The sequence below is a fragment of the Rahnella sp. PD4 genome, from assembly GCF_049199325.1.
Classification (GTDB): Bacteria; Pseudomonadota; Gammaproteobacteria; order Enterobacterales; family Enterobacteriaceae; genus Rahnella; species Rahnella perminowiae.
Map to the genome: position 1 here is coordinate 780,435 of NZ_JBLZQF010000002.1, position 19,054 is coordinate 799,488.

18 protein-coding genes are annotated in these 19,054 nt (G+C 52.6%); 1 reads left to right on the forward strand and 17 read right to left on the reverse strand.

Features of this window, described 5'->3' with window-relative positions; translation table 11 throughout:
• Window positions 1-9: 9 nt before the first annotated feature.
• The 15 genes from ACOZIO_RS08195 to trmJ all read right to left on the reverse strand — a co-directional run bounded on the left by ACOZIO_RS08195 (window position 10) and on the right by trmJ (window position 16,321).
• Window positions 10-966 carry an AEC family transporter gene (locus ACOZIO_RS08195; protein ID WP_129955131.1) on the reverse strand — a complete coding sequence of 319 codons (957 nt, stop codon included), beginning with the start codon at window positions 964-966 and terminating at the stop codon, window positions 10-12.
• A gap of 69 nt (window positions 967-1,035) precedes the next feature.
• Window positions 1,036-2,520 carry a ribosome biogenesis GTPase Der gene (gene der, locus ACOZIO_RS08200; RefSeq protein WP_421595171.1) on the reverse strand — a complete coding sequence of 495 codons (1,485 nt, stop codon included), beginning with the start codon at window positions 2,518-2,520 and terminating at the stop codon, window positions 1,036-1,038.
• A 223-nt stretch (window positions 2,521-2,743) separates the two neighbouring features.
• Window positions 2,744-3,925, reverse strand: a complete 1,182-nt coding sequence (gene bamB / locus ACOZIO_RS08205; RefSeq protein WP_129955129.1) for an outer membrane protein assembly factor BamB — start codon at window positions 3,923-3,925, stop codon at window positions 2,744-2,746.
• Window positions 3,926-3,936: 11 nt separating this feature from the next.
• Window positions 3,937-4,557, reverse strand: coding sequence for a YfgM family protein (locus tag ACOZIO_RS08210; RefSeq protein WP_129955128.1), 621 nt, complete (start codon window positions 4,555-4,557; stop codon window positions 3,937-3,939).
• A gap of 13 nt (window positions 4,558-4,570) precedes the next feature.
• Window positions 4,571-5,845, reverse strand: a complete 1,275-nt coding sequence (hisS, locus tag ACOZIO_RS08215) for a histidine--tRNA ligase (protein WP_129955127.1) — start codon at window positions 5,843-5,845, stop codon at window positions 4,571-4,573.
• 132 nt (window positions 5,846-5,977) lie between these two features.
• Window positions 5,978-7,099, reverse strand: a complete 1,122-nt coding sequence (gene ispG / locus ACOZIO_RS08220; protein WP_129955126.1) for a flavodoxin-dependent (E)-4-hydroxy-3-methylbut-2-enyl-diphosphate synthase — start codon at window positions 7,097-7,099, stop codon at window positions 5,978-5,980.
• Window positions 7,100-7,141: 42 nt separating this feature from the next.
• Complete coding sequence (rodZ, locus tag ACOZIO_RS08225) at window positions 7,142-8,137, reverse strand: cytoskeleton protein RodZ (RefSeq protein WP_129955125.1); 996 nt, start codon at window positions 8,135-8,137, stop codon at window positions 7,142-7,144.
• Complete coding sequence (gene pilW / locus ACOZIO_RS08230) at window positions 8,127-8,864, reverse strand: type IV pilus biogenesis/stability protein PilW (protein ID WP_205951621.1); 738 nt, start codon at window positions 8,862-8,864, stop codon at window positions 8,127-8,129. Before pilW ends, rodZ begins: the two co-directional genes overlap by 11 nt.
• 109 nt (window positions 8,865-8,973) lie before the next feature.
• Window positions 8,974-10,173, reverse strand: coding sequence for a bifunctional tRNA (adenosine(37)-C2)-methyltransferase TrmG/ribosomal RNA large subunit methyltransferase RlmN (locus ACOZIO_RS08235; protein ID WP_129955123.1), 1,200 nt, complete (start codon window positions 10,171-10,173; stop codon window positions 8,974-8,976).
• Window positions 10,174-10,399: 226 nt separating this feature from the next.
• Complete coding sequence (gene ndk, locus ACOZIO_RS08240) at window positions 10,400-10,825, reverse strand: nucleoside-diphosphate kinase (RefSeq protein ID WP_015696252.1); 426 nt, start codon at window positions 10,823-10,825, stop codon at window positions 10,400-10,402.
• Between the two features lie 221 nt (window positions 10,826-11,046).
• Window positions 11,047-11,910 carry an enhanced serine sensitivity protein SseB gene (gene sseB / locus ACOZIO_RS08245; RefSeq protein ID WP_129955122.1) on the reverse strand — a complete coding sequence of 288 codons (864 nt, stop codon included), beginning with the start codon at window positions 11,908-11,910 and terminating at the stop codon, window positions 11,047-11,049.
• A 74-nt stretch (window positions 11,911-11,984) separates the two neighbouring features.
• Entirely contained in the window at window positions 11,985-13,295 is a 1,311-nt protein-coding gene (gene pepB / locus ACOZIO_RS08250; protein ID WP_129955121.1) for an aminopeptidase PepB, read from the reverse strand.
• 84 nt (window positions 13,296-13,379) lie between these two features.
• Window positions 13,380-14,549 (reverse strand): IscS subfamily cysteine desulfurase, encoded by a 1,170-nt coding sequence (locus ACOZIO_RS08255; RefSeq protein WP_129955120.1) that lies wholly within the window; start codon window positions 14,547-14,549, stop codon window positions 13,380-13,382.
• A gap of 323 nt (window positions 14,550-14,872) precedes the next feature.
• Window positions 14,873-15,367 (reverse strand): Fe-S cluster assembly transcriptional regulator IscR, encoded by a 495-nt coding sequence (gene iscR, locus ACOZIO_RS08260; protein WP_129955119.1) that lies wholly within the window; start codon window positions 15,365-15,367, stop codon window positions 14,873-14,875.
• Between the two features lie 216 nt (window positions 15,368-15,583).
• A complete protein-coding gene (trmJ, locus tag ACOZIO_RS08265; RefSeq protein WP_129955118.1) occupies window positions 15,584-16,321 on the reverse strand; it encodes a tRNA (cytosine(32)/uridine(32)-2'-O)-methyltransferase TrmJ in 738 nt (245 codons plus the stop codon).
• A 126-nt stretch (window positions 16,322-16,447) separates the two neighbouring features.
• On the opposite strand from trmJ, the gene suhB reads away from it, so the two are divergent.
• On the forward strand, window positions 16,448-17,251 hold the full coding sequence (gene suhB, locus ACOZIO_RS08270; protein WP_129955117.1) for an inositol-1-monophosphatase: 804 nt from the start codon (window positions 16,448-16,450) through the stop codon (window positions 17,249-17,251).
• Window positions 17,252-17,319: 68 nt separating this feature from the next.
• Here the strand turns inward: suhB and ACOZIO_RS08275 are convergent, their stop codons facing one another.
• A complete protein-coding gene (locus tag ACOZIO_RS08275) occupies window positions 17,320-18,339 on the reverse strand; it encodes a nickel/cobalt transporter (RefSeq protein WP_217157751.1) in 1,020 nt (339 codons plus the stop codon).
• A complete protein-coding gene (locus ACOZIO_RS08280) occupies window positions 18,330-19,001 on the reverse strand; it encodes a DUF1007 family protein (protein WP_421595172.1) in 672 nt (223 codons plus the stop codon). Before ACOZIO_RS08280 ends, ACOZIO_RS08275 begins: the two co-directional genes overlap by 10 nt.
• Window positions 19,002-19,054 lie beyond the last annotated feature (53 nt).

A 19,054-nucleotide genomic window follows, 5' to 3' on the forward strand; every position in this document is an offset into this window, starting at 1 on the left:
CTTTCCCTTCTAAATAACACCCAGCGTCCGCAGTAAATACAGACCCAGTGCGGTAGTGAAAAATGATCCGAGCGTGGTGACAGCAATAATATTAGCTGCCAGTGTCGCATTGCCGCCCATCGCGCGGGTCATCACGTAGCTGCCCGCTGCGGTCGGTGTACAGGAAAAAAGAAATATAACGCCGAGCGCCGCGCCGCGAAAGCCAAACAACCCTGCCCCGAGGGTCATCAGCGCGGGCACAAATATGACACGTGACGCAGAAGACCAGGCTGCCACGTTAGAACTGCGGAACATCGCCTGCCAGTCAAGGCTGGCACCGGCGCATAACATGGCCAGCGGCAGCGCCATACCTGAAATAAAGTCACCGGTGCTGGCAATGGTCGCCGGCATAGGTAAATGGCTGTGCTTAAACGCCAGCCCGAGGACCAGACCAATAATCAGCGGATTGGTGATAATGCCGCGCAAGATAGGCTTCATCCCGATGCTTTTCCCCTGCCCGCCTTTCAGGCTGCGGGTTAATGTAATCACCGACAGGACGTTGAACAAAATAACCGTCACAGCCAGATACATCGAGCCCAGCGCAATCCCTTCACTGCCAAAGGCCAGTGATGCATAAGCCAGCCCCGCGATACCAGTATTTGCCCGGAAGCCTCCCTGCACAAAAATGCCGCGCTCACGCGGGTCTTTCACCAGTTTTATCGCCACCAGTTCCAGCAACAGATAAGAAACTACGGTACCGATTCCCCCGTAAAGGGCGAGCGGCAGGTTTGAGCCTGAGGAATCATGCCCTTGTGCTACGCTGAAAAACAGCAGGCAGGGTAAGGCGATATTAAACACCAGCCGGCTGGCTTTCTCGTTGAAGCTGTCGTCCATCAGGCCGGTGCGGCGCAGCACCATGCCCAGCAACAAGATCAGTAGGTTTGGGACCGTAACACCAAATGCAAAACTCCAGGTCTGCCAGAACATCCAGCCAGCTCCTTGCAGGGAAACGAAGACGAAAAAAAAGGGGCACATTCTATGCGCCCCGCCTGCAGATTATTTACTTTTTTTCAGGTGTGACATCAGGCGCTTACGTTTGCGCAGCTGATTTGGTGTCAGCGTATTACGCTTGCCTTCAAACGGGTTCTCACCCTCTTTGAACTGAATACGGATTGGCGTACCCATCACTTTCAGTGAACGACGGAAATAGTTCATCAGATAGCGTTTATAGGAATCGGCCAGGTCTTTCACCTGATTACCGTGGATCACCACGATTGGCGGGTTATACCCCCCGGCATGAGCATATTTGAGCTTCACGCGGCGACCATTCACCAGCGGTGGCTGATGATCGTCAGCCGCCATTTGCATGATACGGGTCAGTAAGGAAGTGCTCACACGCGTGGTCGCGCAGGTGTACGCCTCATTCACAGACTCGAAAAGGTTACCGACGCCGCTGCCGTGCAGGGCAGAGATAAAGTGAATGCGGGCGAAATCAACGAAGCCAAGGCGCAGATCCAGCTGATCTTTAACCTGAGCACGCGCTTCTTCGCTCATGCCATCCCACTTGTTGACCACAATAACCAGTGAGCGCCCGCTATTGAGGATAAAGCCTAACAGCGAGAGATCCTGATCAGAAATGCCTTCGCGGGCATCAATAACCAACATCACCACATTGGCATCTTCAATCGCCTGCAGGGTTTTGATTACTGAAAATTTCTCTACAGTTTCAGTGACTTTCCCGCGCTTACGTACACCGGCAGTGTCGATCAGAACATATTCACGGTCGTCGCGGTTCATCGGGATGTAAATACTGTCGCGGGTGGTGCCTGGCATGTCATAAACCACCACGCGTTCTTCACCCAGAATACGGTTAGTCAGTGTGGATTTACCTACGTTGGGACGCCCGACAATCGCCAGTTTGATGGGCAGAGACTGCGGCTCGAAATCATCTTCTTCGTCCTCAGGGATTTCATCACCGGTGGCTTCCTGTTCGGCCCAGTACGCCGCGTTGGCCTCTTCTTCGGTCAGTTCCACTTCTTCCGGCTTTTCACCCACGAACGGGATCAGCACATGTTCAATCAGCTGGGTGACGCCACGGCCATGTGAAGCCGCGATAGCATACACCTCGCCTAAACCGAGTGAATAAAAATCACCGGTTGCGCTGTCCGGATCCAGGCCGTCGGTTTTGTTCGCGACCAGGAAGGTCGCTTTTTCACGGCTGCGAAGATGTTGGGCAATGCCCTGATCGGCAGGCATCAGGCCTGCACGGGCATCGACCATAAACAGCACGATATCCGCTTCTTCGATAGCCAGCAGAGACTGCCCTGCCATGCGGGTTTCAACGCCGTCTTCCGTACCGTCAATACCGCCGGTATCTACGATGATGAATTCATTACCCTCAATTTCGGCACGACCATACTTGCGGTCACGCGTAAGCCCCGGGAAATCCGCAACCAGCGCATCACGCGTCTTGGTTAAACGGTTAAATAAAGTGGATTTACCCACATTCGGGCGCCCAACAAGCGCAACGACAGGTATCATTTTGAAGCCTCAATGTTTTTATGATGCATAGTATATATGGTGCTAAACGCAAATAGCTGGCCTGCGAAATCTCAATGCAAACCACTATAATTCAAACTGTTACGGCCTGATTCATCAGCCGTGATTACGCATATTTTATAATACGAAACGGCCCCTGAGCCATTCAGGAGCCGTTTTAAAGCCCGGGATCATCCGATCTCAGAGCCCGATGCCGGTCGCGGTATTAGCGGGTGAAGGAGTAAACTTCGCCACCTTTCGCTTGTACAACCAGCTTGTCGCTTGCCACAATCGGCGCGCTCAGGAAGCCGTCACTGTCGACTTTCTGCTGAGCAACAAAGCGGCCATCAGTGGTGTTGATCCAGTGCAGATAGCCCTCGGAATCGCCGACCACAATATAACCATTATACAGCACAGGTGCCGTCAGGTTACGGTGCAGCAATTCACTTTGACGCCATACGCTGACACCACCCTGAGTATCAAGCGCCATCACGCGGTCATCCTGATCAACCATATAAATATGGCCTGCGTCGACGATGATGTCATTCACAGAACCGACATCACGCTTCCACATAATCTGACCAGAACGCAGATCCATCGCCACCAGATTGCCATTGTATGCCAGCGTATAAATCACGCCATCAACAATAACCGGCGTGGTGTCCACATCGCTCAGACGGTCGATTTCAGTCGTACCGGTGGTCTGAGAAATACGTTGTTGCCAGATCAGCTGACCTTCTTTCATCAGCACGGCACTGACGCGACCATTATCACCACCGACGATTGCCGCACCAAAGGCCACCGCAGGCGCTGATTCGCCACGCAGAGAAAGTGTTGGCATATCGAGGTTAGCGGTCCATTGAATGGTACCGTCGGATTCGTTCAGCCCCTGCAACATACCGTTGCCGGTGTGAACCAGAACCAGACCATCACTGACAACAGGACGGGACAATGCTTCACCCGCCACTTTGGTCTGCCAGGCGATTTTACCATCAGTTGTGTTCAATGCATAAACGATCGCTTTTTCACTGCCCACGTAAACGTGATCACCTGAAACTGTCAGGCCGCCTGAAAGCTGTGCTGAAATATTGCGGGAGAGGAAGCCGGTCTTTTCAGACAGATTCACGCTCCATTTTTCTTTACCACTGTCAGCGTCAAGTGCTTTAACCAGACCAAAACGATCAGCGGCAAAAATAGTGCTGTCCTGCCAGGCCGGACGCAGATTGGAATAGAATTCGCCAATGCCATCGCCTACGGATTTGCTCCACACTTGCGTCGGAGTAAATTGGTTCTCAACTTTTGGCAGCGGAGACATTTTGACCACGTCTTCTTCGCTGTTAAACAATGAACAGCCACTTAGCAGGGCAACAGAAACCCATCCTACCAAGAGTGTTTTACGCAATTGCATCGGGGTTCCCCTTAGCTGGCTAAGTTGTTCAATTTCATACGCAGCATGGTTTGCAGCGTTTGAGAGGGTTTAGAATCAATTCCTTTGCTGTAGGCTTCGCGCGCACCTTTTGCATCACCTTTGGCAAGCAGAACATCACCACGGATGCCTTGCTGCATAGCCGTCCAGCCTTCACCCTTCACGCCGTCTAACGTTTTGAGTGCATCATCAAATTTGCCTTGCTGCATCTGGACACGCGCCAGACGTAAGTTCACCAGCGAACGTAAATTATCTTCTTTGGCCTGACCTTGCGCCTGCGCTAATTGCTTTTCAGCATTGGCGAAATCACGGGTTTCGACAAAATGATCAGCCAGTTGCAGGGCGGCAAATACGCCGTAATTATTGTCATTGCTCTGCGCAAATTTTTCGAGATCAGCTACGCCTTTCGCGTTATTGCTGGTCAGCAACTGATTCGCTTGCTGGAAAGACGCAGAGGCTTCCGTCAGGGCTGAGTCCTGATGGCTCTGCCAGAAACGCCAGCCGCCAAGGGCTGCAATACCCAGAACAACGCCAATGGCCAGCGCTTTACCGTTTTCCGCAAAGAAGCGACGTACAGCATCAACCTGTTCATTCTCAGTGGTATAGACTTCCACAGTGTCCTTCTCCTTAACCCAACATCGAAGCCAGGCGCGCGACGATTTCGCTTTGCGCCAGCGTTTCTTGCGTTCCACTCTGCAGATCTTTAACGACGATCTGCTGGTTAGCGACTTCAGTTTCGCCTAATACCAGGGCCACACGCGCACCCCATTTATCAGCACGGGCAAACTGTTTCTTAAAGTTGCCGCCACCGTAGTTAGTCATGACTTTCAGCTCAGGCAGCGCATCACGCAGTGTTTCAGCCAGTTGCATCGCTGCGCTTTGCGTGCCGGTACCGGATGAGATCACGTAGGCATCAACGATCGCCGGCGCTTTGAAGTCCGGGTTTACGGCCTGAACCAGTAAAACCAGACGTTCCAGCCCCATGGCGAAACCGACACCCGGTGTTGCACGACCACCGAGTTGTTCAACCAGACCGTCGTACCGGCCACCGGCACATACCGTACCTTGAGAGCCTAAGCTGTTGGTTACCCACTCGAACACGGTGCGGTTGTAATAATCCAGACCGCGCACAAGTCGCTGATTAATCGTATATGGGATACCAGACTGCTCTAAAAGTTCACACAGACCTGCAAAGTGTTCTCTTGATTCTTCATCAAGATAATCACCCAGTTCAGGCGCATCATTTAATAATGTCTGAATATCCGGATTTTTGGAGTCAAGTACACGCAGCGGATTGCTGTACATACGACGTTTACAGTCTTCATCCAGCGTGTCTTTGTGCTGCTCAAGGAAAGCGACCAGCGCGTCACGATAGTTCGCGCGTGCCTCCAGCGAGCCAATAGAGTTCAGTTCCAGCGTAACGTGCTCAGAAATCCCCAGTGCGCGCCACCAGCGGGCGGTCAGCAGAATTAATTCGGCATCAATGTCAGGTCCTTGCAGGCCAAAGACCTCCACACCCAACTGATTGAACTGGCGATAGCGGCCTTTTTGCGGGCGTTCGTAACGGAACATCGGGCCGATGTACCACAGACGTTGTTCCTGATTGTACAGCAGACCATGTTCAATACCGGCGCGCACGCAGCCTGCCGTACCTTCCGGACGCAGCGTCAGGCTTTCGCCGTTGCGGTCGTCAAAGGTATACATTTCTTTTTCCACGACATCAGTGACTTCACCGATAGCGCGTTTAAACAATGGGGTCTGCTCTACAATCGGCATACGAATTTCGCTATAGCCGTAACTGCCGAGCACTTGTTTCAGCGATCCTTCAATACGTTGCCACAGTGCTGTGTCTTCTGGCAGGTAGTCGTTCATGCCGCGAATGGCCTGGATATTCTTTGCCACGTCAGTTCTCTATCGTTTTATAAAAAATGAACCCGATTATAGGGGCTTTGTGGCCTGTGGTTCAACGCACAACGCCATTGCCCCAGTCGGGTTCAATATAATGCAGATGTACGCTGACACCCGCAACCGATGTTACTTTTCAAGATGATTGATAACGATACGTTTACTCTCATCCATCAACGCCGCTTTGGCGCGAATTTTAGCTTCTAACTGGTCGATCATATCGTTGTTATCAAAGCGTTCTCTCTGACGAACACCGTCTTCATAGAAACCGCTTTTGTTATGACCGCCGGTCACGCCCAGGGTGGAAACCAGCGCTTCGCCCGGACCGTTAACCACACAGCCGATGATCGAAACATCCATTGGCGTGATGATATCTTCCAGACGTTGTTCTAATGCATTCACAGTACCGATGACATCAAACTCCTGACGCGAACAGGTCGGGCAGGCAATAAAGTTGATACCACGGGAACGGATACGCAGGGATTTGAGAATATCGAATCCGACTTTGACCTCTTCAACCGGATCGGCCGCCAGCGAAATACGCAGCGTGTCACCGATACCTTCTGAGAGCAGCAAGCCCAGGCCAATGGCCGATTTAACAGAACCTGCACGCAGACCACCGGCTTCGGTAATTCCAAGATGCAGAGGCTGAACAATCTGTTTAGCCAGCAGGCGATAAGACTCAACAGCCAGAAAAACGTCAGAGGCTTTTACGCTGACTTTAAACTGGTCAAAATTAAGACGGTCAAGAATATCCACGTGGCGCATCGCCGATTCCAGCAACGCCTGCGGCGTCGGTTCGCCGTACTTCTCCTGGATATCTTTTTCCAGGGAACCACCGTTCACACCGATGCGGATAGGGATATTTTTGTCGCGGGCGCAATCGACCACGGAACGGATGCGGGATTCGTTACCGATATTACCTGGGTTAATACGCAGGCAATCAACGCCGTATTCTGCAACCTGCAGGGCGATGCGGTAATCGAAATGAATATCAGCGACCAGCGGGACATTAACCTGCTGTTTGATAAGTTTGAATGCTTCTGCCGCATCCATAGTGGGCACAGAAACGCGAACAATATCGACACCGACGCGTTCCAGTGATTTGATTTGTGCGACCGTCGCCGCGACATCTGTGGTGCGGGTGTTGGTCATCGATTGCACTGCAATCGGTGCTCCGTCACCTACAGGCACCTTGCCGACATAAATCCGGGTTGATTTGCGACGGGTAATGGGTGCTTGATTATGCATTGCTTCACTCTCCATCGTTGCCATCGTCTGACAAACTGCCGATTACTCGGCAGCTAAGGTCAGGCGTGCAACACGGCTTGATTTTACAAAACGACTTAAATCAACCGGCTTGCCCTGGAATTGGATATCTACCGCCCCCGGCGCACCGATTTTCAGTTTGTATGGCGCAGTGCCCTTCACGCTGAAGGTTTCACCGCCTTTCTTCATGCCACTGAACAGGGTTTTCCCTGACGCGTCATCAATCTGGAACCAGCAGTCAGCTTTAAAAGTAAAGGTCACAGCTTGTGGATCTCCCCCCGCGGCGGCTGCAGTTTGTGCATCACCGGTTGGCAGACCATTTTCAGGCGTAGCGGGCTGGCTGGTAGAGACAGCAGCAGGTGCCTGAGCGGCTGACGTGCCTGATACAGCAGGTGTATTGCTGGCGGCTGCGCCCGGCGCGGTATTCAGCGGAATAGAATTCTGCGGTTGTGTTGCGTTTGCGGCAGGCGCCGGATCAGCAGGGGTATCTTCTGTTGTGGGTGCAGAATTCGCATTGTCGCCCAGAGGGATCGCTTGCCCCTGACCATTATCCTGACTGAGCTGTGCCGATGACTGATCGGCCATTGTGGCGATTTCCTGCTGTTGTGCCTGATGATTTTGCCACCACCACGCACCGGTCAGGCCAATCACCACAAACACCACCAGCCAGGTAAAGCCCATCAGCCAGCCATCACGTTTTTTGCGAGACTTGCCGAGAGAGAACCCCTGCATTGAAGCCACTTTAGGCACTTTAATTGGGGCTTGTTTACCGATCAGACCTGATAATTCTTCTTCAGGGACATGAACCAGTTTTGCATAAGAACGCAGATAACCACGCAGGAAAGTCGGCGCAAGATCGGCCGGCGTCGTTTCTTCTTCGATTTGGCGAATAGTAGAGACTTTCAGACACAGGCGTTCTGCAACGGCCTGATGGCTGAGACCTAACTGTTCACGAGCCTGACGCAGACGTTCGCCTGTGGTCAGTTTTGCATTATTTTCTTGAGGGGCTTCAGTATTCATTGGCTAAGAACTGCTGGTACTGTTTAGATTGTGGATAACTACGCGCAAGTTGCTTACCGTAGCGTTGAACGCTATCCGGATTGCCCGCTAACGCAGCGAATCGAATTTGTAACATGAGGCTGTCGGCAGTGGCTGGCAGAACATGTTGGTATACATCCAGTAATAATTTCGCCTGAGCGCGATTCCCTTCTCCAAATTCTTTGGTTGCCTCAGTCAGCAAGGGTGCGCCTTTATCGGGATCCACTTTCAATGCCCGGCTTAGTAACACTCGCGCTTCCTCATTCTGATTGGCCTTCAGAAAACAGTAGCCTGCATTTTCCAGACTGTCAGCAACCTGACCGTAATCAGGCGCATTAGCTGCGGCGCTAAACTGCTGTTGTGCGGGTACATACTGCCCTAAACTACACAAAAACGCACCGTAATTATTTAAGACCGTCCCATTTTGCGGCGCAAGCTGCAACGCTTGCTGGTAGCGGGTTTGTGCGGCTTTCTGATTGCCGTTTTTTTGCTCGTAAAGGGCCATACCAAGCTGTGTCCGATAATCCTGCGGCGCACCGTCAACGGCTTTTTGCAGATTCTGTCTGGCCGCCTCCATGTTCCCCTGTTTCAGATACGCCATGCCCAGCTCCAGACGCGTTTGTGCTGCGCCACTGGCCGGTGGTATTTCTTTAGGTGAACCGGAACAGCCAGCCAGTAACGCCAAAGCCACACCTGTGACCATCAACATTCTCACACTGCCCTTCATTGCCATGCTTAATTCCCTTTACCCTGCCAGCGACAATAAAACAGTGGGCTTAACCAGAACGGCACGGCAAAGCCCTGCATATTTCTTGGGATCAGACGGTTTTAACAGAAATCTGCTGCTCGCCTGCCATTTTTTTCTTCAACGTACGTTTGGTTCGGTCAATAACATCACCGGCCAGCTGCCCGCACGCGGCATCAATATCATCGCCGCGGGTTTTACGCACGATCACAGTAAAACCATAATCCATCAATACCTTAGAGAAGCGATCGATACGGCTGTTCGAGCTGCGGCCATACGGTGCGCCCGGGAACGGGTTCCACGGGATCAGGTTGATTTTGCATGGCGTATTCTTCAGACGTTCAGCCAGTTCATGCGCATGCTCGGTGCCATCATTGATGTGATCCAGCATAACGTATTCGATGGTGACGCGGCCCTGATTGGCATTGGATTTGCCAATGTAACGCTCAACGGCGGCCAGGAAAGTATCGATATTGTACTTGCGGTTGATCGGCACAATTTCGTTACGAATGGTGTCGTTAGGTGCGTGCAGAGAAATCGCCAGCGCGACATCAATCATATCGCCCAGTTTATCCAGCGCAGGGACCACGCCCGAGGTGGAAAGGGTGACACGACGTTTCGACAGGCCGAAACCGAAATCGTCGAGCATGATTTCCATCGCCGGAACCACGTTATTAAGGTTCAGCAAAGGTTCGCCCATCCCCATCATCACCACGTTGGTGATGGGACGTGTACCGGCCACTTTCGCCGCACCGATAATTTTTGCCGCACGCCATACCTGGCCGATAATTTCGGACACGCGCAGGTTACGGTTAAAGCCTTGTTGCGCCGTGGAACAGAAAGTACATTCCAGTGCGCAGCCGACCTGAGAGGACACGCAAAGGGTCGCGCGGTCACCGTCCGGGATATAGACGGTTTCGACCAGCTGTCCGCCCACCTGAATTGCCCATTTGATGGTGCCATCCGTTGAACGTTGTTCTGACGCGACTTCCGGTGCACGAATTTCTGCAACGCGGGCCAGCTTTTCACGCAAGGCCTTATTGATATCGGTCATTTGCTCGAAATCATCGCTGCAGTAGTGATACATCCACTTCATGACCTGATCTGCACGGAACGGTTTTTCGCCCATGTTGATGAAGAACTCACGCATTTGCTTGCGGTTGAGGTCAAGAAGGTTAATTTTTGCAGCAGCAGGCACGACAGTATTCACGGCTTCTGCGGAAACAGCGTTATTTTCAGACAAAGTTGGCTCGGCGGTGTTGGATTCTAACATGATGAAAATGGCCTCGTTGTTACACGTTATGGCGTATTGGAAGTGCAGAGCCTGACCTGACAGAAAACGGCTGGCCTGCAAATAAAATTGCGCCCCGAAGAGGCTGGCTCATTCGGGGCGCAACATTGTACAAATTTTAGGGCACGGTTGCCATGTTTGGAAAGTCGCAGTGGCAAAATTCTTGTGAATTTGCGGCACATCTTCCGGCAACGGTGACTCAAAAATCTTAACGCGGGCAGATTTCGCTTTCGGTGAAGAAGTAAGCGATTTCGCGTTGTGCAGATTCTACAGCATCAGAACCGTGCACAGCGTTAGCGGTGAAGCTGTCAGCGAAGTCTGCACGCAGGGTACCGGCCAGCGCGTTTTCCGGGTTAGTTGCACCCATGATGTCACGGTTACGCTGAACGGCATTTTCGCCTTCCAGAACCTGAACCATGATCGGGCCGGAGGTCATGAATTCAACCAGACCGTCGAAGAACGGACGGCCTTTGTGTTCTGCGTAGAAACCTTCCGCTTGTTCTTTCGTCAGTTTCAGCATTTTAGACGCGATGATGGTGAAGCCAGCACGTTCGAAACGGGCATAGATAGCACCGATGTCGTTGTTCGCTACGGAGTTTGGCTTGATGATGGAGAAAGTGCGTTCGATAGTCATGAAAAAACCTCTGTCAGACTTTTATAGGTAGGGCCGGTTAATTTAATGTTATACCTGCCGTAAAATGGCGGTGATTATAGGGAGCGAAGTTACGATTGCCTACCCGAATCACAACATTTAATTAAAAAAATGTGTGATTGATTCACTATCGAACCTAAACCACCTATTTCCCTTAAACAAAACAGGGGCAAAACGGCGTTTCCCCTGGTGTATCGTCACTTTTATGCCTGACCGGAAGAAGGAATGATATTGCGCAACCAGCTTCCCCACTTGCGCTGATAGAACGGCTGCGTGTGGCTGATCAGGTAATGGCTGATACCGCGCTCTTTTTCAGAAACGATACAGAAATCCACCGGACGATCGTCGGGAGAGGTTTCACTCGCCACATTGCCCGCCTCGCGGATCAGCGCATCGATCTCCTGTTCATCACCGTCCGCTTCAACACCGATCAGCAGGTTGGGCTGATCATCCACGGCTTTATCGTGGATCAGCGCCATAAATGCGCGGCGCACCGGTTTCTTCCGGGCGAAAAGCGTAGTGAGCGCATCGATCATGGTAGAAGGATATTCTTCCGGCTGGCCGATCAGCAACTGGCTTTCTTTATCCAGCACCAGCTCAGACGGCGCATTCAGCCCGCCACTGTTCAGCAACAGCGTGACTTCGCCCGGATAAAATTCCTTGCCATATTCCGACTTGGGATTGAGAAACAATTCTTCCCCCTGCGTCATTTCAAACAGCACGCGGGCAGGCAGCGCGACAAATGCCTGCTCATCCGGGCTTTCACCGGCACTGGCTTTTTCCAGAACGTCCACCGAGGAAAAGAAAGGGATAATCGAGCTGCCGTCCTGTTTTTCCCAGTGCAAAATATTCAGTTCACTGCCAGCGGTGATCGCCACACTGCCCTGCTTTTCCGCGTTATCCTGCCCTGCATCACCGAGCACAAACACAGTGGATTCCAGCAAGGTTTGATAAAACGCCGGACGCCACGCAGGTGCGGTGACAGACAGGCGAAGCAGCCGCTCCAGCTCGTTTTCACCGTCAGTTGCCGCAGCACCAGCAGGCAGATGATCGTGTGGGACACTCATGGTTCTTGACTCCGGTAATGGTATAAACGGGGCACTGTTAAGCGCCCCGTTATGCTTCATGCAAATTTTACTGCTTACTTCGCTTTAGCTAACAATAAATTAGCCACAGTTCGCACGCCGAGACCGGTTGCACCGGCAGACCACTGATCCGCTGCGCTTTTACGGTACGTTGCAGAACAGTCAATGTGCAGCCAGCCTTTCTTATATTCCGTGACGAAATGAGACAGGAAGGCCGCCGCCGTACTCGCACCCGCTGTGTGTGCCGGACCGGCAATATTATTCAGTTCAGCAAAGTTGGATGGCAGATGAGAACGGTGGAATTCTTCCAGCGGCAGGCGCCAGAACGGTTCGTGTTCGGATTTTGCGCTTTCCAGCAGTTCACCCGCCAGTGCATCGTCAAAGCTGAACAGGGCGTGATAATCGTTACCCAGCGCTGTTTTCGCCGCACCGGTCAGTGTGGCAGCATCAATGATCAGTTCAGGATTTTGCGCAGACGCATCGATCAGACCATCGGCCAGCACCAGGCGGCCTTCGGCGTCGGTATTCATCACTTCAACGGTTTTGCCGTTGCGGTAACGGATGATATCGCCGAGTTTCAGTGCATTACCGCTGACCATGTTATCCGCGCAGCACAGATACAGTTTTACGCGTTTGTTCAGGCCGTTAGCCGCTGCCAGCGCCAGTGCGCCGGTCAGGGTGGCTGCGCCGCCCATATCTGCTTTCATGGAATCCATGGAACCGCTTGGTTTCAGGCTGTAACCGCCGGTGTCAAAGGTAATGCCTTTACCGACCAGGCAGGCATAAACCGGCGCTTCAGCGTCTCCGCTTGGGTTGTAATCAAGCGCCAGCAAGACCGGCTGACGGTCAGAACCGCGCCCGACGATGTGGATACCCATATAATTTTGCTGACGCAGGTCGTCGCCTTTGGTGATACGGTAGCTGACTTTGTCGTGACCAAATTCACACATCAGATCAACCGCGCGGGTGGCCAGTTGTTCTGGGGACAAATCTTCTGCCGGGGTATTAATGGTATTTCGTACCCAGTCGATGATTTTCAGCCGTTGCCTGAGCGTTTTCGCGTCATCTTCGGACAATTCGGCCCATTCAACATGGCGTGTTCCTTTCGGACCACGGAAGCCCTGCCAGAAAGCCCAGCTGTTTTCGAGATCCCAGCCTTCACCGGCCAGTTTAATATTTTTGACTCCCTGGCCGTCGATACGACGCGCGGCACGGGCAATGACCGTCAGCACATCGCCGCTATTGAGATGAATGGTCATCCCGGCAGAATCGGTGCTCAGTGTGGCTTTTTCACCCCAGCGCGCATCGGCAGGCTGAGAAGAAAGGAATACGGACATTGCTTCATTGGTCGTGACTTCGGAACTCATAACAGCACTCCTGATGTTTTTTATCTTCAATGAATATTCATTTTCAATGACAGGCAAATCACCCTTTCATCGGGCGGCACTTCATTATTTTGTATAAACAGGGGGCAACTCACGCAGGCGACGGACAGATTTCACCACCAGCGCAATTGCATAATCAATTTCTTCTTCTGTGGTCCAGCGCCCGAGAGAAAAACGGATTGAGCCGTGTGCCAGCTCCTCGCTTAATCCCAGCGCACGCAGCACGTAAGAGGGTTCGAGGCTCGCGGACGTACAGGCGGAACCGGACGAAACAGCCAGATCCTTGAGCGCCATAATCAGAGATTCTCCTTCAACATCGGCAAAACTGACGTTGAGAATATTGGGCGCAGCATGTTCCGGCGCGCCATTGAGAAACACCCGATCAAGCTGCTGAATGCCTTTCCACAGACGATCGCGCAGTGCGGACAGACGCGCCACTTCAGCGGTCATTTCTTCTTTGGCAATACGATACGCTTCGCCCATTCCGACAATCTGATGCACCGGCAAGGTACCTGAACGCATGCCGCGCTCATGACCGCCGCCGTGGATTTGCGCGTCAATCCTTACTTTCGGTTTACGACTCACATACAGCGCCCCGATGCCTTTCGGGCCGTAAATCTTATGGGCGGAAAACGACATCAGATCAACCTGCAATTCGCTGAGATCAATCGCGATTTTCCCCACGCTTTGGGTTGCATCCACATGAAAAAGAATACCCCGGCTGCGGCAAAGCTCGCCAATTGTTGCGATATCCTGGATAACGCCGGTTTCATTGTTAACCTGCATGATGGACACCAGAATCGTATCCGGGCGCAACGCGGCTTCAATGGCTGCTGATGGAATAACACCGTCGGCCTGCGGCGTCAGGTAGGTGACCTCAAAGCCTTCCGTCTCCAGCTGCGCGCAGGTGTCTAACACCGCTTTGTGCTCAGTCTGGCTGGTAATAATGTGGTGACCTTTCGCACGCTGTGCATGAGCCGCGCCTTTAATCGCCAGATTGTCAGATTCGGTTGCGCCTGACGTGAAGACGATTTCACGGGGATCCGCATTAATCAGCTCCGCAATCTGGTTACGCGCCACATCCACGGCCTCTTCTGCCTGCCAGCCAAAACGATGAGAACGGGAGGCCGGATTACCGAAAGTACCGTCCAGTGTCAGACACTGCATCATTTTCTGTGCAACACGCGGATCAACCGGCGTCGTGGCAGAGTAATCAAGATAAATAGGTAATTTCATGGCAGGTAGCTCCGGACTGCGCGTTCGGTTTCGAACGAAAGAATAAAAAAAACGACAACCAGTTTAAAACGGGTTCACAACTTCTTAAAAGGGAAATGACGCTTTGCGGGCACTAATCGGTAAGAAATGACGTCTGAAAAGCAAAAGCCCGCGGAAATCTGCATTTCAGCGGGCTTTTAGTAACATCAAAATTCACATGCTCCCCTAAATCATTCGTGTCGCATCAAGGCGGCAACAGAGCACATCCCCGGGAGCATACACTAGTATGTGACCGGGGTTTGCGACAGCAGCCAACGCCGGGGCGGCGCGAAGGATGACGGGGATCAGGCTCGAAGATTGACGTTGATGGTTTCCATCTGACGGCCATTTGGCTGACGACGGACTTCACCGTTCTGACGGTCAGCCACTTCCAGGATTTCCTGGTTGTTGACCAGTTCTGCCAGTGTAATATTGTTCAGGAAGCCGCTGATGCGCTCGCTCAGATCACGCCATAAGGTATGAGTCAGGCAACGTTCGCCATTCTGGCAGCCTTCTTTACCCTGACAACGGGTGGCGTCAACGGATTCGTCAACGGCCGTGATCACCGCGCCAACGGCGATATCACCCGAGTCTTTACCTAACAGATAACCACCGCCCGGACCACGAACACTGGCAACCAGACCATTTTTACGTAAGCGAGAGAAAAGCTGCTCCAGGTAAGAAAGGGAAATACCCTGACGCTCAGAAATGTCAGCCAGGGGTACTGGTCCTTCCTGGGAATGCAGTGCAACGTCGAGCATAGCGGTCACGGCATAACGGCCTTTGGATGTCAGTCTCATAGCATGGTTACCTGTTTAAAATGACTTAAAAATTCAATCGTGCGGAACATGTAAATGAGTCTGCCATTCCTGAGTAAATCAGTCAACTATTTAACCTAGTAATTTACTCAAGTATTACCTGACCCTATATTCCGCCCAGTTGTCGCCATTCACGGGTAAGAAGTAATCTGTTGATTAACAAGCAAAGGTTTGATGTTTATCCTCAACCCCTGGCGCTTACTCTTTGCTGCTATTGGTCTTTTCAATCGATGTCAGAATACCGCGCAGGATGTTTAACTCCTGAGATTCAGGTCGCGCACGGGTAAACAGACGGCGTAGTTTGCTCATTACCTGACCCGGATGTGCCTGACGAATAAAGCCGGTTTCCAGCAAGGTTTTTTCCAGATGCTGATAAAAACGCTCAAGATCATCGACCAGAGGATAAGGCGTTTCTTCATATTCAATCTGCGGTTTTGCCGCTTCCAGCAAGGCCAGATAGGCGACGCGCACTTCATACGCGATAATTTGCACGGCCATTGCCAGATTCAGCGAACTGTATTCAGGATTGGCCGGAATGCAAACGTGATAGTTACATTTTTGCAGTTCTTCATTGGTCAGCCCGACACGTTCACGGCCAAACACCAGTGCCACCGGCGCGGTTTGTGCGGCTTTCGCGCTGAGCTCTCCGCATTCACGCGGTTCCAGCATCGGCCACGGCAAGGTGCGGGAACGCGCACTGGTGCCGATCACCAGGCTGCAACCGGCCAGCGCTTCATCCAGCGTATCAACGATGGTCGCATTACCGATCACATCGCTGGCACCGGCAGATAAAGAGATGGCCTGAGAATCAGGTTTCACCAGCGGATTGACCAGATAAAGACTTGATAATCCCATGGTTTTCATGGCGCGGGCGGTTGACCCCATATTGCCAGTGTGGGATGTTTCTACTAATACAATGCGGATATTGGGCAGCATAGGAACTCTTACCAGACGGAAAATCACAACAGCCTAACACAACGGTAGTTAATTTTCAGAACCCCTGCTATACTGCGCGCCGTTTCCCGTATTCCCGTTCTTTAACATCCTAGTTGGAAGATATCCATGCATCCGATGCTCACCATCGCCGTGCGCGCTGCGCGCAAGGCCGGTAACCTGATTGCCAAACATTACGAAACGCCAGACTCTGTAGAATCTACCCAAAAAGGTACCAACGATTTTGTTACCAACGTAGACCGCGATGCAGAACACATGATTATCGATGTCATTCGCAAATCCTATCCAAAACACACCATCATCAGTGAAGAGTGTGGCGAGCTGGAAGGCGAAGACAAAGACGTACAATGGATTATCGACCCGCTGGATGGCACCACCAACTTCGTTAAACGCTTCCCACATTTCGCTGTCTCTATCGCCGTGCGCATCAAAGGCCGCACTGAAGTTGCGGTAGTTTATGACCCGATGCGTAACGAACTCTTCACCGCGACCCGCGGTCAGGGCGCACAGCTGAACGGTTACCGTCTGCGTGGCACTCACGCGAAAGATCTCGACGGCACCATTCTGGCAACCGGCTTCCCGTTCAAAGCAAAACAACACGCAACCAGCTACATGAATGTCGTGGGCAAACTGTTCACCGAATGTGCAGACTTCCGTCGCACCGGTTCTGCTGCACTGGATCTGGCCTACGTGGCCGCTGGCCGCGTTGACGGTTTCTTCGAAATCGCCCTGAAGCCCTGGGATTTCGCCGGTGGCGAACTGCTGGTGCGTGAATCCGGCGGCGTGGTGACTGACTTCGTTGGCGGCCATAACCACTTCTCGTCAGGTAACATTGTTGCCGGCAACCCGCGCGTCGTTAAAGGCATTCTGATGACCATGCGTGATGAACTGAGCGAAGCGCTGAAGCGTTAATCCCGCCGCTGAATGATACAAACAACAACGGACGTCCCACCGGGCGTCCGTTTTTTTATGCCTGCGGTTTATCCCCTGAATGGGCCGCCGGTTATCGGTGAAATATCACCGCCGCCGGTGCTGTAGAGCAAGATGCCCGCTCCCAGCAATATCATCCCGCCGGTCAGTGCCAGCAGCGACCAGGCAATCCGCTGCCACGCCGCAGGCGTACGGCTGGCGCTGAGTTTGACGGCCAGCGCACGGCTGTAAAACACCAGTACACCGATAAGTGATACGGTCAGCGAGGTGCCGGCAGCCATAGTGATCGCCGAAATCACGCCCCAGATGTAGACGTCAATGACCTTGGCAAACAGCAAAACCATGATCGCGCCGGAACACGGACGTAGCCCCATCGCCAGCACAATCGCTACCTTCGTGCGCAAATCATCACCCGCCTGAAGCTGCTGATCGCTGGGCACATGCTGATGGCCGCAGCCGCAATATTCATCATGAACATGCGTATTACTGACCGCCGGGGAAAGGCTGCGGATTTTCATCGCCGGTGGCCGGCGCAGATCTTTGAGGGTTTGCCACACCCGTTTGAGGGCTCGCCAGCACAACAGCAATCCGAGCAACATCACCAGAATGAAACTGCCCCGCTCCATCCAGAAACTGCTCTGATGCAGTTGTCGCGAAGAGAGCTGCAACACGCCAAGGACCACACTGACCAGCAATATCGCCACCAGTCCCTGCACAATCGCCGACGCGAAGGTCAGCTTCAGGCTGGTTTTCAGCCGTGAAGGATGTGTCGCCAGGTAGGTGGTAATGACGATTTTACCGTGCCCCGGCCCGATAGCGTGGATTACGCCGTAAATCAGGCTGAAGCCCGCCAGCGTCATCCCCGCCTGCGCAGGATTTTGTTTCACCTGCCGCAGCAATCCGGCCAGTTCCTGATGTAACTCCCGCTGCCAGATAATGCTGCTGAGCAAAATACGCGGCCAGTAATGGATTAACAGGCAAGCACCGCCCGCCAGCAGCAACAGAAATACCGCCAGCGGCCAGAGATCGCGCCAGGACAGCGTTTTCGATGGCGTGGAGATTAATGACATTCCAGCGTCACCTTCTGGGCAAATTGCTGACCAAGATCCATGTCTTCCGGCGGGGCATCAGCCTTATCGAGTGACAGGGCATAGTTTTGCAGCGAGGCATCCGGCTTTGCTGTAAACAGCGCCAGCGTACAGCGTTTTTCCAGCGCCGGTGGCAAATGCAGCGCGGTGTTGTCTTTATATGTCATATCGACAAAATACGAAGGATCGAAAGTGGAGAATTCCATGGGTTTGCCTTCCAGCACTTGTGGTTTCGCCAGCGGCAGGACGAACTCCAGCACCGCCTGATCGCCTTTGCGGGAAAGCTGATATTCACTGGGCAGATCCAGATACTTCACCGGTTTTCCATCGCGATAGAAATCTGTGAAGTAATGCTGGCTTAGCACGCGCGCCATCACTTCCGCCGCCAGTTTCTTCCAGATATCCGAACCCGGTTTGGCGTTATGCGCGTCATAGAGTAAATCTGCCGAGGTGATTTCATCCATCGTCCACACCATTTTCAGCCCGGTCAGTGAGGTTTCATTTGTCACCAGTGTGGTCTGCATATCAATAAAACTGTGCGGGTGCGCCAGCACCGTGGCGGGCAGGCACAACAGCGCAGCGCACAGCCATTTAACGTAACGGGGAAAAGGCCGGTTCCGGGCCTGGTGTAACGTCATTTCCATATCTGGCGCCATTATATTGTTACTAAGTAACAGTATTTTGCTGTGCATTTAAG